13 protein-coding genes are annotated in these 15,354 nt (G+C 38.2%); 7 read left to right on the top strand and 6 right to left on the bottom strand.

Features of this window, described 5'->3' with window-relative positions; genetic code table 11:
* Window positions 1-45: 45 nt before the first annotated feature.
* Together ACFIKB_RS00140 and ACFIKB_RS00135 are read left to right on the top strand one after the other, a co-directional pair.
* A complete protein-coding gene (locus ACFIKB_RS00140) occupies window positions 46-1,410 on the top strand; it encodes an RsmB/NOP family class I SAM-dependent RNA methyltransferase (RefSeq protein ID WP_375652524.1) in 1,365 nt (454 codons plus the stop codon).
* Between the two features lie 64 nt (window positions 1,411-1,474).
* Window positions 1,475-3,220, top strand: a complete 1,746-nt coding sequence (locus ACFIKB_RS00135; protein WP_273787605.1) for a heparinase II/III family protein — start codon at window positions 1,475-1,477, stop codon at window positions 3,218-3,220.
* A 911-nt stretch (window positions 3,221-4,131) separates the two neighbouring features.
* Here the strand turns inward: ACFIKB_RS00135 and ACFIKB_RS00130 are convergent.
* The 3 genes from ACFIKB_RS00130 to ACFIKB_RS00120 form a co-directional block, all read right to left on the bottom strand.
* A complete protein-coding gene (locus tag ACFIKB_RS00130) occupies window positions 4,132-4,284 on the bottom strand; it encodes a DUF1127 domain-containing protein (protein ID WP_375635308.1) in 153 nt (50 codons plus the stop codon).
* A gap of 349 nt (window positions 4,285-4,633) precedes the next feature.
* A complete protein-coding gene (gene purH, locus ACFIKB_RS00125; protein ID WP_375652523.1) occupies window positions 4,634-6,253 on the bottom strand; it encodes a bifunctional phosphoribosylaminoimidazolecarboxamide formyltransferase/IMP cyclohydrolase in 1,620 nt (539 codons plus the stop codon).
* A 720-nt stretch (window positions 6,254-6,973) separates the two neighbouring features.
* Entirely contained in the window at window positions 6,974-7,756 is a 783-nt protein-coding gene (locus tag ACFIKB_RS00120; RefSeq protein ID WP_273787608.1) for an SURF1 family protein, read from the bottom strand.
* Window positions 7,757-8,053: 297 nt separating this feature from the next.
* Between ACFIKB_RS00120 and rpmB the strand changes: the two genes are divergently transcribed.
* From rpmB to ACFIKB_RS00095, 5 genes are all read left to right on the top strand, one after another.
* Window positions 8,054-8,371 carry a 50S ribosomal protein L28 gene (gene rpmB / locus ACFIKB_RS00115; RefSeq protein WP_015857048.1) on the top strand — a complete coding sequence of 106 codons (318 nt, stop codon included), beginning with the start codon at window positions 8,054-8,056 and terminating at the stop codon, window positions 8,369-8,371.
* Between the two features lie 119 nt (window positions 8,372-8,490).
* Complete coding sequence (locus tag ACFIKB_RS00110) at window positions 8,491-9,174, top strand: VUT family protein (protein WP_375635305.1); 684 nt, start codon at window positions 8,491-8,493, stop codon at window positions 9,172-9,174.
* Window positions 9,175-9,511: 337 nt separating this feature from the next.
* The gene (locus ACFIKB_RS00105) at window positions 9,512-9,691 is read left to right on the top strand and encodes a transposase (protein ID WP_081429753.1); all 180 of its coding nucleotides are present in this window, start codon (window positions 9,512-9,514) and stop codon (window positions 9,689-9,691) included.
* 41 nt (window positions 9,692-9,732) lie between these two features.
* A complete protein-coding gene (locus ACFIKB_RS00100) occupies window positions 9,733-10,584 on the top strand; it encodes a DNA adenine methylase (protein ID WP_273787611.1) in 852 nt (283 codons plus the stop codon).
* Between the two features lie 8 nt (window positions 10,585-10,592).
* Window positions 10,593-11,489 carry a HaeIII family restriction endonuclease gene (locus ACFIKB_RS00095; protein WP_375652521.1) on the top strand — a complete coding sequence of 299 codons (897 nt, stop codon included), beginning with the start codon at window positions 10,593-10,595 and terminating at the stop codon, window positions 11,487-11,489.
* A 51-nt stretch (window positions 11,490-11,540) separates the two neighbouring features.
* Here the strand turns inward: ACFIKB_RS00095 and cobT are convergent, their stop codons facing one another.
* From cobT to ACFIKB_RS00080, 3 genes are all read right to left on the bottom strand, one after another.
* The gene (gene cobT, locus ACFIKB_RS00090) at window positions 11,541-13,436 is read right to left on the bottom strand and encodes a cobaltochelatase subunit CobT (protein ID WP_375652520.1); all 1,896 of its coding nucleotides are present in this window, start codon (window positions 13,434-13,436) and stop codon (window positions 11,541-11,543) included.
* A gap of 14 nt (window positions 13,437-13,450) precedes the next feature.
* Window positions 13,451-14,431, bottom strand: a complete 981-nt coding sequence (cobS, locus tag ACFIKB_RS00085; protein ID WP_375635300.1) for a cobaltochelatase subunit CobS — start codon at window positions 14,429-14,431, stop codon at window positions 13,451-13,453.
* A 198-nt stretch (window positions 14,432-14,629) separates the two neighbouring features.
* Window positions 14,630-15,250 (bottom strand): J domain-containing protein, encoded by a 621-nt coding sequence (locus ACFIKB_RS00080; RefSeq protein ID WP_375635299.1) that lies wholly within the window; start codon window positions 15,248-15,250, stop codon window positions 14,630-14,632.
* Window positions 15,251-15,354: the final 104 nt, after the last annotated feature.

Below are 15,354 nucleotides of genomic sequence, written 5' to 3'. Positions count from 1 at the left end.
TTACTGAGGGAGTTTTTAAGGAAACAGTGATATAAAGGTGGTGTTTTGAAACACAAAAAAGCGGGGCATGTGTCTGAAAAAAATGTTCCAGGATTAGCTGTTCGGCAGGTGTGTGTGCGTCTTTTGGGGGCGGTAGTTGATAAGCACACGCCTTTGTCTGGTTTGACGGATAATGAACACGGACATCCACAATATTTAAAGCTTTCACAACGAGATCGTTTGTTATGTCGGGCTATTTTAACAGCTTCATTGCGTCATCGAGGGCAGATTACGGCAGCTCTCTCACGCCTTTTAGCGCGTCCTTTGCCTTCACAAGCACTTTCACTCCAGCATCTTTTGCATATCAGTGTTGCACAAATTCTTTATCTTGATATTCCAGATCATGCGGCTATTGATTTAGCTGTGCGTGTGGCGAAACTTGACCCTCGAATGCGCCGTTTTTCAGGGGTGGTGAATGCTCTTTTACGCAATATTGCACGTGAGGCGGTGTCTTTACGCCAACAAATTCCTTCCATTGAAGGTGTGCCAGCGTGGTTTAGACAGCTTTTAATGTCAGCTTATGGAACAGAAAAGGCGCATCAGATTATAGCAATTCAAAGTGTGGAACCCCCTTTTGATTTGACAGTGAAATCTGATAGTGTTGGATGGGCTGAAAGGCTTGGTGGTGTGGTGTTGCCCAATGGTTCTGTTCGATTGAATCGTCTGGAGTGTTCTGTTTCTGATTTACTAGGCTATAGTGAAGGAACTTGGTGGGTTCAAGATTTTGCTGCAGCGTTGCCTGCTTGTTTATTAGGAACACTTCGGGGTAAACGAGTTGCTGACCTTTGTGCGAGCCCTGGGGGAAAAACAGCACAATTGGCTTTACAAGGAGCGCAGGTGACAGCAATTGAGCTTTCTGCTAACCGCGTAAAGCGTTTAAAAGAAAATATGGAACGGCTTCATTTTTCAGTTCACATTTGGCAGGGCGATGTGAGAAATTTCCATCCCACACAGCTTTTTGATGCGGTTCTTCTCGATGCTCCTTGTTCTTCTACTGGAACGATCCGTCGTCATCCAGATATTTTATGGACGAAATCGAGGGATGATATTGTCAAGTTAGCGGCGTTGCAAAATGATTTACTTGTCGCAGCAATTTCCTTGGTAAAGGTGGGGGGACGGATTATTTTTTCCAATTGTTCATTGGCAAGAGAAGAAGGTGAAGATCTTATTGAAAAAATTTTATCGACACGCAATGACATTGTTTTAGAACCTATTTATCCAGAGGAAATGGGAGCACTGGCACATTTGCTTTGTGGGGGGATGTTACGTACAACGCCTGCGGATTTTTGTCATAAAAATTTTGATGCTGAGAAAACCGCATTTTTAGGAATGGATGGTTTTTTCGCTGCGCGCTTACGAAAAATTGCTTAATTAACGCTTCATTTACAAAAATGGTCGAAATTGTATTTGAATCAGCATAAATGGAGATGAAATTTTGGCGGTTGCGGTAAAAGCTCCTCAGGTAAAAGTGGCAGCCTGTATCGATACGATACAGAATGTTATGCGGCGTTTATGGGTTGGACCATTGTTTCGTTGGCGGTTTTCAGGGTTTCGTCCTCATAAAATTTTAGCGCATCCCATGGATTTGCATGTGGCTGATCCTATGATGGCGCATGAATTTTATCATGGTCGTTTTGCTTTTGCTGGTCACATTGTTCATTCTGGTGCTGTTTCGCCGTTTGCATTGGTTCCACCAACGCTAGAATGGGAAGCAGCTCTACATGATTTTCATTGGTTGCGCCATATGGAGGCAGCAGGAAGTGATTTAGCTTCTGCACACGCACGTTCTCTTTTAGAAGATTGGTTTGACCATGCTGGCAAGAAGGTAAAAGGGCTTGCTTGGAGTGGTCCTGTTGTGGCGCGGCGCTTGATTTCATGGATTTGTCATTCGAAAATGTTGTTAGAAGGAGCAAGTGAGCGGTTTGAAAAACGCTTTTTACGTGCGCTTGGTTTGCAATTTCGTTATTTGCGCGTAACAATTTGCAGTATGGAGCATGATGACCGACGTTTACAAGCAGCAGCGGCTTTGACGTTCGCATCTCTTGCTTTGCCTGTTTCTGTGGCAGTGAAAAAAAAGGTACAAACCACACTTATAAAAGAGCTTTCCCGTCAAATCCTAGTTGATGGTGGGCATATTTCTCGTAGTCCTGTTATTTTGCTGAATTTGTTATCGGATTTATTGTCGTTACGGCATCTTTTTATGCGTAGCAATGAAACAGCACCACGTATTTTGATTGATTCTGTTGAGCGTATGTTGCCAGCTTTACGATTCTTTATCCATGAGGATCAAACGTTGGCTCATTTTAATGGGGTTGGTCCCCTTGTGTCGGAACGGTTATCGTCCCTTTTGGAGCTTGATGAAACAGGAGGGCATCCTTTTAGTTATGCCCGTTATTCAGGATTTCAGCGCTTAAAAGCCAATCAAACAACAGTGCTTGCAGATACAGGAAAGTTTCCACCCCGCTTTGTAGCACAGCAGGCTTGTTCGGGATGTTTGTCTTTTGAAATGTCTTCACAAGGGCACCGTTTTATTATCAATACTGGTGTTAATCCTGATGGTCGGGAAGATTATCGACATTTAGGGCGTGTTACTGCAGCACATTCAACAGCTACGCTTAATGATTGTTCAGTGGGTGCTTTTTATCAGAAAAAGAAAAATGGCGCGCCATTTTTGTTTGATGGACCAACGGATGTTCAAGTGCGCCGTATAGAGGATTCAGAGAAGACGGGTTTTATTGCGAGTCATAATGGTTATGTGCGACCCTTTAATCTTATTCATGAGCGTGGTCTTATTTTGGCAACAAATGGAGATATGATCGAAGGTTTTGATCGCTTTTTTATGCCAAATAAAGGGGGAAAGAGACACAAGAGTGTGCAAAATGAACAAGATCATGTTGCTGTTCGGTTTCATCTTCATCCACAAGTTGAAGTTAACTATGATGGCAAACGTGTGTGTTTAGCTGTAAAGAACGAGAACGTGAAGAGCGAACAAGTATGGTATTTTGTATCGCCTGACGCAGATATTTGTCTTGAAGATTCGATTGATTTTGCAGAATTAACAGGTCCACAGCGGACACAACAGATTGTTTTATATTTTCGTCCTGCATTTCAGGAAAAAGTTCGTTGGCGTTTTATCCGTAAAGCGTTTGATAAAAAATCAGAACATTATTCCAACCCATAGTATATTGCGTTTTATCTTCGTGTCGCAAAACATCATCGTTTATTGTGGTAATATTCTCAAAATTTGAAGATCATATAAATTTTATACATGAAGCATTTTATTAGAGTATAGGTTGGATGTTTTTAGGCAAGGTTTGCTCATAGAATCTCATGAGGTGATGCTAAGAGGGATTGGCTCCCGAAAAAAGAGTTTTTGACAGACCACTGTTGATAGATGAGTACTGGTTAAGGATCTTCATTCTTTAAAGATGTGGAGAGAAAATAAAGCTGTTGCTTATCTTCGATAAGTTCTTAAGTGTGCTGTTGGGATTAATATTTATCTCTGAGAGAGTTGCATTAATAGGGTTACGCTCCCTCACGAAAAACAGAGCGCTATTTATTGCGTATTCACGGACGTATATTAAAGAAAAATCCCTTAATACTTCCAAGCCTATTTCGTGATGATGTCTGTGATGGGTATAACGGTAAATCCATGAAGCACCCCATCTTTACGCAAGGAGCAATTTAGCATCATCACACTATTTATTAGTGCCCAATTTTTGTAACAGCTCTTGGCACTAGAGATGATTCATAAGAGGCATTTTTAGCCTTTTCTTAATAGTTTTTATCCACACAGGATCCCCCGCTTGTAACGTGCAAGCGAATGGTTTTTGTATTCAACATACATAGATTTTAAATGGGAGAATCTTACGGTATTCGGGGTTCTAATTCAATATGAATAACGCTAAATTATCATTATAAATCAAATGTTTTACATCATAGAAGCACTGAGAATTCAAGAAACAACACATAGCAACGTCCGAGAAAAACAACCCTTCTGCTCTTTGTTATTATAAATGAAGTCATAATAACAAGCCACAAAATGCACGTTTTTTCACAGCAAAGCACTCTCTCAAATGCTTCAAACAACGTTTATAAAGATTTACGCGAATAACGTCGTGCAATCAAATTAATATCACCGCGACAAATTCCAAGATCGCTGAGTTCATATGTTGAAAGACACCTTAATGCATTAACGGTTCGACGATAACGGCGCCAATTACTATAAAAACGTAGAATATTCATATCCTCTACTCAAACTTTTCATTTCACTCTTTGGTTTAAGAATAGAGCATATTACTAAAAAGAGTTGTGTTATAATATCATAACAGGTATGCATCTACATACAAGATAATATCCCTTTAACATTTTGCTCATGTGAAAGGGAAGCCATTAAAGTATTAACAACAACAATATCTTATCCCTAAATAATGGTTAAATTATGTGCATTTTCTGTGGTGATAAACGTCTTCACGAGTAGATTCTTTGGATTGAATAACTGCTTCCATTTCAATAGTGATCAATAGTCATACGATGATTATGAAAAATTCCTTGAAACATTTGTCTCATATAATAGAGAGAATCAGCAAAATTATTAATGGCGGAAGTGTCGTGTTCCTGTGAAAACCATCGCTAAACCCTGCGCATCAGCAGCCGTGATAACTTCTTCATCACGCATGGAGCCTCCTGGTTGAATAACTGCTGTTGCTCCTGCTTCAGCTGCTGCTAATAAACCATCTGCAAAAGGAAAAAATGCATCTGATGCAACAACCGATCCTTTTGTGAGAGTTTCTGTTAAGCCTGCTCTTTGCGCACTTTCTGCTGCTTTACTTGCAGCAATTTTTGCTGAATCGATGCGGCTCATTTGTCCGGCTCCAATTCCAACTGTTGCGCTATTTTTCGCGTATACAATAGCATTTGATTTAACGTGTTTTGCTACACGAAAAGCAAACTGAAGATCACGCATTTCATCTTGAGTTGGTGCCCGCTTTGTCACTACTTGCAATTTAAGATCATCAACCACCACGTTATCACGCGATTGCACTAAAATGCCTCCTGCAAGTGTTTTCGCAAGAAGTCCTCCACAGCGTGGATCAGGAACTCCACCTGTAATGAGCAAACGAAGATTTTTTTTCTTGGCAATAATTTCACGTGCCGCCATTGTGGCATCAGGAGCAATAATCACTTCTGTGAAAATTTTAACAATCTCTTCAGCACATTCCTCATCAAGGGTTTGATTTAAAGCAACAATTCCACCAAATGCCGATACATTATCACACATAAGAGCTTTCAAATAAGCTTCTTTCAAATTTTCTCCTTCCGCAACACCACAAGGATTGGCATGTTTAATAAGAGCGACAGCAGCGGTTTTTTGCGGATCAAATTCTGCCACAAGCTCAAAGGCTGCATCTGTATCATTCAGATTGTTATAAGAAAGCGCTTTGCCTTGTAAAAGTTTTGCTGTTGCAATACCAAAACGTTTTCCATTATTGCGATAAAATGCTGCCTGTTGATGTGGATTTTCCCCATAGCGCATAACACTCTCAAGATGACCAGAAAAACTCTGCCACGATGGAATTTCAATTTTTAAATCCCGTGCAAACCACGATGCTATTGCCGTATCATAAGCGGCGGTGTGTGCATAAGCGCGCATTGCTAGCTGATGACGCATAGATAAGCTTAAACATCCATTATGCTGTTTTAATTCAGCTAGAATCGAATCATAATCTTTTATCGCTGTTACAACACCAGTATAAGCATAATTTTTTGCCGCGGCGCGAATCATCGCCGGTCCACCGATATCAATATTTTCAAGAATCGTTTGCCCATCGGCTCCCGATAAGATCGTCTCTTCAAACGGATAAAGATTCACCACCAAAAGATCAATTCCATGAATGCTGTTCTTTTCCATAGCTTCCCTATGGCTAGGATCTTCTCTTACCCCTAACAAAGCACCATGAATCAAAGGATGGAGTGTTTTTACACGCCCATCCATTATCTCAGGAAATCCGGTAACTTCAGCAACATCTTTTACGGGTAAACCAGCTGCTATGAGGGTTTTGGCTGTTCCCCCTGTTGAAATCAATTCAACATTGTAAGTAGCATGAAGGGCTTGTGCAAAAGCAACCACACCCGTTTTATCAGACACAGAAAAGAGAACACGACGAACCCGATGAAGATCAGGTATGGGAAAATTTTTGGCAACAACACCCATAACAGAAGCCTTAAAAATGAAAGAGTTAAAATTCTAGTAAAACACGCTTATAGATTTATAGCATAAGCCTTTAGCAAAATACACTGAAAGGATAAACTGTCTTTTTAGAATATGGGATGACTCACCTTTTTTTATTATCCTGTAAAAACACTCTCATTTGAGATGTGGTGATAGGTATAAAGTCTCATTGAGACATTAAATGTTTTTTTGTTGCTTATAACTCAACATCTCATCTTCATAGCAGTTTTGAAACAAAAAATGCATCCGTATGTTCTCTGCTATATTAGCTTTTATGCTAGATGAAGGCGAAAGTATTGCGTATATCAATTGGAGTAATCTCTGAGATGGGAAACAATCTAATGAAGCAAGAATATAAAATTATAAAGGCAAAAATGAGTGCCTATCTTTCCTATCATTTTTAAATTTGGCTGTATGTTTTTCAAAAGCGTTTATGACAATGTTTTTTTAGAATGAATTTTTTTTAAGAGTGGAGATAATGCATTGTTTCACATTTTTGGGCATTACATTTTTAATGAATCATCCCTCGTTTTATGATGGTTTTTTGAAGAGTGTCGCGTAAATCTTTTGTGGATGGTATAAAGATTCATTGTATGCCTATGATCTTTATTTAACAAAGGCGCAAGTTAGTAGATTCTGTTCTCTTTATCAGTTTCCAAGATTCTAAAAATTTTTGTTACTTGAGATGGAAGAGGTCTTTTTTTAGTTTTTTTGCCGTAGCAGAAAAAGAAAAGCTCCTAACACACCAGCAGCTAAAATAAACCACGTGATTGCATAAACGAGATGATTATTTCGAAAATGGACAATCGTAAGACCAACGACGGGAAGGTTTGCTTGTGGAGATGTTTTTCTGGCATCAATGAAATAGGGGGCAACAGTGGACAGACCAAGTTTTTGTGCCATAGCAGGGAGATCGCGCGTATACCATAAATTCTTGTCCGGATTATTTTTACGCGGGAAAAATCCATTTTTTTCACTCATGCGTAATAAACCTATAATTGTTGTTTGTTCTGTGTCTGTGGTCGAATTTTGCTGAGATGAGGCATTTGTATGCGATTGCTCTGAGTTTTGAAAATTGTTACGTTCATCCATGGGGATAAAGCCACGGTTGATAAAGATCAGTGTATTATCAGCCGTTTGTAAAGGAGTCAAAACCCAATAGCCTGTAGTATTTTGAGCGGCAGCAGTGACTAAAATATTTTTATCTGTTAAAAATTTTCCTGTGGTAACAACAGGTTGATATTCATTTTTTTCAAAAGTAACATCTGACCATTGATTTTTTGGGGGGGCTTTTATGGGGGGCAAATGAATGCGCTGATTGGCACTGGTGATGAGATTTGTTTTCCAGTTTAACCGTTGTACTTGCCATATACCTAATGCACTGAAGAGAAGAAAAAAACAAATACATAAAGTTCCAAACAAAAAAGAAGAAAAACGGCAAGAATCTTCCTGAAGCTTTGTCATGGGGGGCTCTTTTTTGCTCATGATTTATGCTTCCTTTCGGGACAATAAGTTTTTATTCTAACATGGTATGTATTTAAAAAAAACATTTTGTACGCTTTTTGGTGGAATTTGCACGCCTTATTGAGGAAAAAGATGAAGAATGAGCCAGTAAGATATGAAAAAGGTTTTATAAAAGACTTGACCTTTTGTTGTCGACCCCCTATTAGAAAGAGACTTCCCAATGATGCCCGTTCAAGGTTGCATTGTGCGTGTTTTGCGTTCATTGTGTCCTTTGGGTATGGGGATTTGAAAGTTTCTTAGAGTTTAAGGGTGAAGTTTATGTCTCGTGCATGTGAATTGACAGGGAAGACGGTTCTGTATGGTAATAATGTTAGCCATGCGAATAATAAGACTCGGCGTCGTTTTTTACCAAATCTTTGCAATGTGACATTGATTTCAGAAGTGTTACAGCAAAGTTATCGCTTGCGCATTTCAGCAAGTGCATTGCGTTCTGTTGAGCATCGTGGTGGCCTTGATGCTTTTTTGGTCAAAGCAGATGATAAAGAGTTGTCGCAACGTGCGCGTTTGCTAAAACGACAAATCATTAAGAAAAAAGCTGAGCAAGAAGGTGAGCAAAAGGCTGAACAAGCAGCGTAATTATTAGCGCCATTCTTTTTGGTTTATTGACGCTTTTATTCCGGTTTTCTGTTCTAGAAGTTAAGTTTTTTCAGGTTGATCGTTTAATTTTATTGGTTCCGTATCATAGGTTAAAAAAAATGCCCTCAAGCAGTCCTTTACGAGAACAGCAAAAGAAGAGGTACATTGTTTTTTCTATTTTAGCAATGTGCCTTGCTGTCACTGCTTCTAATATTTTTGTTCAATATCCTGTCTACTGGTTTGATTTAAATGAGCTGTTGACTTATGGGGCTTTTACCTATCCATTTGCTTTTCTGATCAATGATTTGACCAATCGTTTTTATGGTCCATCTGCTGCGCGGCGTGTGGTTTATGCTGGTTTTTTTGCGGGTGTCTTTGTTTCTTGGATATTGGCGACACCACGGCTTGCACTTGCTTCTAGTTTTGCATTTTTATTTGGGCAACTCATTGATATTGTTGTTTTTACTCCTTTGCGACGTAAAACATGGTGGAAAGCACCTTTAGCAGCAGCGTTGGTTGGTTCGGCTTTGGATACAGTACTGTTTTTTGCTCTTGCTTTTTCTAGCTCTTTTACTGTTCTTGATAAGATAACAGGCTATGCTGATAGTTCACTGGTGGAGAGTACTGTTTTGGGAGGGGTAGGCATGCCAGTTTGGCTCTCGCTTGCTTTTGGTGATTTTTCGGTAAAAATTGTTATGAGCCTGTTTATGTTGATTCCCTATGGAACAATTCTTAATATTGTAAAGCTTCCTCTTTATCAAAGTCATTCAAAGGATGATTCTTCTTTTGTTTGTAACAAATAATGATCTTTGTCCTTTTGTTTTGCTAAAGAAGAAAAGGTTGTGCGTTATGTCTTCTAAGAATAGAATTTGAGTGGATTCAAAAAAGGGATTTTGCTTCTTTTCTCAAGTTGTATTTATCCATACATCATCTATGCTTATGATGTGTAAGGAGATATTTTTGACTGATTCAGTATGAGATAAGAGCATCTTATCAGTATTAAAAACAGGTAATAAAGCTCTTATAAAGGCCAAAAAATGTCTTGTTAAGAATTTTGATGTCTTACTTATGATTATTTGAGCTATAAGAAACTTGGTTCTTATAAAGGAAAAAATATTTCGATATACATTTGGGTAGTATATAAATAGAAAAATAAATACCAATGGTATCAAGTCCTTTTTGACAGTTTTAAAATTTGGTTATACTGGTATTTATCATTATTTTAGTAACAAATGTTTGTGCAGATATGTTAATGAATTTACAATTTGTTATAACGCGATCTCTGTAGAATTTGGCAAACGCTTCGAGTATTTATTTTAGATAATTGTAGGTTAGAAAATGTGATACTTGGAGCTGATAATATGAACAAAATGATAAATCAAAGAGATCATACAAAGGCTTTATTGGATAATTTGGTCTTAACTTCCTCGAAAAAACAGAGAGAGACTAGGGAGTTGCCTATTGTAAAATCACCTCTTCGTTATCCGGGAGGGAAAAGTCGTGCTGTTCCTATGATTATTAATAACTATATAAGGAAACAGAAAACTTTATGTTCTCCTTTTGTAGGAGGCGGTTCAATTGAATTAACCTTAGCTAAAAGAGGAACAAAGGTTTATGCTTATGATGCTTTTAAGCCGCTTGTTATTTTTTGGCAGATGCTTTTGAAAGATGCTTCAGCTCTTGCAGAAAAAGTGAGAGAATATGAAGATATGACTCCCGTAATGTTTTATAATCTCCAAAAAACTTTTGGGAATATTAAAAATCAATTAGAGATTGCTGCCGTTTTTTTTGTTCTTAATCGCTCTTCTTTTTCCGGAACAACACTTTCTGGCGGTATGTCTCCAGGACACCCTCGATTCAATTATCGTTCTATTGAACGGCTTAAAGATTTTAAGATTGAAAATTTCACAGTGGGACACAGAGATTTTACAGAAAGTATTCCTAAACACTTTAACGATTTTCTTTATTGTGATCCTCCGTATCTTATTAATCAAAAACTTTATGGTCACAAAGGCGATAAACATAATTCTTTTGATCATCAAGCTCTTGCTGAACTTTTGAGAAAGCGTCAAGGATGGGTTTTATCTTATAATGATTGTGTGGAAGTTAGAGAACTTTATAAAGGACATACAATACTTAATCCTGAATGGACTTACGGTATGGGAAACAATAAAAAATCAAATGAACTCGTAATTTTGAGTAAGGATCTTTAGGAAATTGTATGAATCAGGTAGAAAATGGAAAAGCCTTTGAATATGCTTTGGCCATGGGGTTTAAAAAAGCAACAAAAGCTTCTATAGAGTTTAATTCGTCCTTTCAAATAGCGGAGTCTTTTTATAATTTATTTAATGATACTGAAAAAAGGCTTTTAAATCTCGCTTCTATTGAAGCAGCTGTTTTCTTACAGTTACATGATAAAAATATTAGAAACACGAAAACTATTGTTCTTCAGGAAGATTCTGTTGGGATCAAAGGAGATGTCCGTGATATTATTTTAAAAGTTCCTGAAAATCCTATTGGTATTTCTGCAAAACATAATCATAGCGCTATCAAACATCCTCGCCTTTCCGGTAAAATAGATTTTGGTAAAGAATGGACAGGTTATTCTTGTAGCAGCGTTTATTTTAATGAAATCAGACCTATTTTTGATTATTTAGCAGAGCTCAGAGACAAGAAAATGTTCTTTAGAGATATAGAGGATAAAGACAGCAGAGTTTATCTTCCAATCCTAGAAGCTTTTTCTAAAGAACTTCAAAGGCTTTGTTTAGATTATCAAGATAAATTTGTGAAGCTATTGTTTCAGTATGTTATAGGTTCTTATGATTTTTATAAGATTATGATAGATACAAAATCTAAACAAAAACGGGTTATTATTCAGTCTTTTAATTTGAATGGCACTCTGGGATATGGTCGTAAATGGAAAATTCCAAGCAAAATTTTATCAGTTGCACTAAAACCAGAAAGTAAAAACAAACTCATTATAATTTTTGAAGATGGTTGGAGCATTTCTTTTAGAATTCATAATGCATCCAGTAAAGTAGAAGCTTCTTTAAAGTTCGATATTCAATTTGTGGGATTATCTTCTCAGGTTGTTAGTCATCAAATTCCAATGGTTTAATGATAGAGATAATTTTTTTAAGATGTAACTGTTGGCTGTTTCAAGGTAGGTTTATTTCTTATGAATATGAGGCATTTTATCACTAAAAAGTATTTCTAATTGTTTTGTTATGGCGTCAGCGAGTTCTTCAGCATTCATAATTGTTACAGCACGCTGATAATAACGTGTGACGTCATGACCAATTCCAATGGCAATGAGTTCAATGGGGGAATGTGTTTGGATTTCTTGAATCACTGCGCGTAAGTGTTTTTCTAAATAATTGCTGGCATTGACCGATAGTGTTGAATCGTCAACAGGAGCACCATCAGAAATGACCATGAGGATGCGACGTTGTTCACGCCGTGATAAAAGGCGTTGATGAGCCCAAATTAAAGCTTCTCCGTCGATGTTTTCTTTTAATAATCCTTCTTGCATCATTAAACCTAAATTGCGTCGTGCGCGACGCCATGGGGTATCAGCACTTTTATAGATGATATGGCATAAATCATTGAGGCGTCCAGGATTATGAAGTTTGTTTTGGGTAAGCCATTGTTCGCGCGATTTTCCTCCTTTCCAAGTTTTAGTGGTAAAACCTAAAATTTCAACTTTGACACCACAACGTTCAAGAGTTTGTGCCAAAATATCAGCACAACTTGCGGCAACGCTAATGGGGCGTCCGCGCATTGAGCCCGAATTATCAATGAGGAGTGAAACAACTGTGTCCCGAAATTGGGTGTTGCTTTCCATTTTAAAAGAAAGGGGTTGCATAGGATCAATAATTAGACGTGGAAGCCGTGCTGTATCAAGATATCCTTCCTCAAGGTCAAAGTTCCAGTTGCGATTTTGTTGCGCCATCAAGCGGCGCTGGAGACGGTTTGCTAAACGGCCAACGATGTTTTGAAGATGATTGATTTGCTTATCAAGATAACGGCGTAAGTGATCTAACTCGTTTTCAGAACAAAAATCTGTTGCTTCCAAAATTTCATCAAATTGACGAGTGAAGATTTTATAATCACCAAGTCTTTCCATTTGTTCCGAATCGGAAAAAAGGCGTTTGGGTCTGCTCGGCTTTTCTTGCCAAGGTCCATTTTTTTGCTCGCCGTCAGCTTGATCATTGTTGTTTGATTGTGTCGCTTGTGTTTTTCCGTCGTCTTGCACATCACTTTCTTGTTCAGTGCTGATTTGTTCTTCACTTTGAGCGTGTTTTTTGTTTTTACTCTCTTCTTCTGCTTGGTCTTGAGGTTCACATTCGTTTTTTAATTTTTTATTGTTTTCACTGTCAGAAGCTTTAGCTTGTTGCACTGTCATTTTGAGTGTAGCAAGCATTTGGCAAACAATCTGTGCAAAAGCTTGTTGGTTGTAAATATGATGTGGGAGTTCATTGAGTTCTGCTGCTGCTTTTTGTTCGAGTTCTTGACGCCACAATTCTAAGACAGGACCTGCTTCTTTTGGAGCTGTGCGCTTTGTTATTTTTTCACGCAATAAAAGTGCAATCGCTTCTTGGATGGGGGCTTCACTTTGGTTGCTAATTTTATGATAATGGGCTCTTTTGTATTTATCGGCGAGCATGATATCAAGATTTTTTGCAAGTCCCTCCATGGCTAAAGTGCCAATTGCTTCAACACGTGTTTGTTCGAGGGCATCAAAGACAGCACGTGCTTCTGATTCTAGTGGAGCAAATTGCATGTGAATACGGTTATCATGCCATGCTTTGCGTAGAGCCATGGAATCACCTAATCCGCGGGTAATGGTGATGTCTTTATTCGTTGCGTATTGAGGTAATTCTGGTAAACGCGCACAACTTTCGCTTAAAGATGGTCGGTTATGACTAAAGGAAACTTCAAGGTTGTTTGTGCCTGCAATTGCACGCATACAGGTGGAAAGTGCTTTTTTAAAAGCTTCAGCATTAAGAGTGTTGTTGGAAGAGTCCTTTGCCAGATTTTTGTTGTCGCCAATATTGGTAGCCATGAGTGACAGATTCCTTAAGGCGAAACACCATGAATGAGTGATTCGGGAAGCTCTTGTCCAAAGGCGCGTTGATAAAATTCTGCAACAGTGGCACGTTCGAGTTCATCACATTTATTGAGAAAGGTTAATCGGAAGGCAAAGCCGACATCTTGAAAAATTGTTGTATTTTCTGCCCAAGTAATAACGGTACGTGGACTCATGACAGTTGAAAGATCTCCATTGATAAAAGATTGGCGTACCATATCAGCAACATAAACCATTTGTGAAATTGTCTTTTTCCCCTCAGCCGTTTGAAAAGATTTGACCTTTGAACAAATGATATCAACCTCTTTATCATGGGGTAAATAATTGAGTATCGTAACAATAGACCAGCGGTCCATTTGAGCTTGATTGATCTGTTGGGTACCATGATAGAGACCGGTTGTATCACCAAGACCAATGGTGTTTGCTGTTGCAAAAAGACGAAAGGCTGGATGTGGAGAGATGACACGGCTTTGATCAAGTAAGCTTAGTTTTCCAGAAGTTTCAAGAACGCGTTGGATAACAAACATAACATCGGGACGCCCCGCGTCATATTCGTCGAAAACAAGAGCAATATTATTTTGATAAGCCCATGGCAAAATGCCTTCTTTAAATTCAGTGATTTGTAAACCATCTTTTAAAACGATAGCGTCTTTTCCTACAAGATCGATACGACTTACATGACTATCGAGATTAATGCGAAGACAAGGCCAGTTGAGACGTGCAGCAACTTGTTCAATATGCGTTGATTTCCCTGTACCGTGATAGCCAGAAACCATTACACGACGGTTAAAGGTAAAACCTGCGAGAATCGCTAAAGTTGTTTGCTGATCAAAAAGATAATCAGGATCGATATCAGGAACATGGGAACTTTTTGTGCTAAAAGCAGGGATTTCCATATCTGTTTCAATATGAAATAGATCGCGAGCACAAAGTGTAATATCGGGCAAATTTTCAACGGTAAGATTTGTCATTGTGTTTTTAGAAGGGAGGGACGCTATTTATTCATTAGAAAACGATACAAGAGTTAGAGCATTTATGCAATGCTCTATAATGAAAGCCTTAGATGTGAAGGAAGATTTTTACGTATTCTATAATGTTTTGCAAAAAAATAATATCTTGCGCAAATAATGATGGTCTAAATGAAAATAGGCTCATATAAGTACATGTTTTTAGCACAAACCAGATTTTTTTAGCAAATTATAAGCATGTAAAACATCACGAAAGCGCTCTTCTGAAGCACGATTACCACCATTGGAATCAGGATGGTGCTTTTTTACCAACTCTTTATATTTCATTTTGATGTCTTCTGCTGAAGCGTTTGCCTGTAGTCCCAGTGTATCAAAAGCTTTTGCTTCTAAGGGCTTTAATTTTCGTGAGAAATTATTGGTTGAATGCCGCTCAGTAAAAAGCGTGAAGGGATCGCGCATGCGATTTTGATAGGCAGCTGTTCCAGAGCGAATCTTTGCATAATTAGCGGCTGTTTTTTTCGATGTACCATTGCTCAGATCTGTAGGCCATGTCGGACGATGTCCTGTGAGAGCATCCTTTTGAAATTTTGCGATATCTTTATTGCTAAGACCAGAGAAGTAATTAAAATTTTTATTATAGGCGCGTACGTGTTCAATACAAAAATATAAATATTGTCCTTCGTGATTTCGACCTGCTGGTGCTTTATGGGACCCTGTTTTTTCACAACCTTCCCACTGACACTGTTGCGCTTCTGGCTCAGCTTTTTGTTTTTTATTTGAGCTTATGCGAATTGAATCGAATAATTTAGATGTTATTGTCATACTCTTGGTTTATGCAAAATTGATTAATTTTACAAGAATTGACTTTTGAAAAATTTGTTTTCACACTTATTTTATTATGAAAAAGGTGTATTTTTGCACGTTCA

Origin of the sequence: Bartonella sp. MR110HLJHH, from assembly GCF_042194225.1 — a bacterium.
Taxonomy (GTDB): Bacteria; Pseudomonadota; Alphaproteobacteria; order Rhizobiales; family Rhizobiaceae; genus Bartonella; species Bartonella grahamii.
Note: the sequence above shows the minus strand (reverse complement) of the source record. Positions and strands in the feature narration are given on the sequence as shown.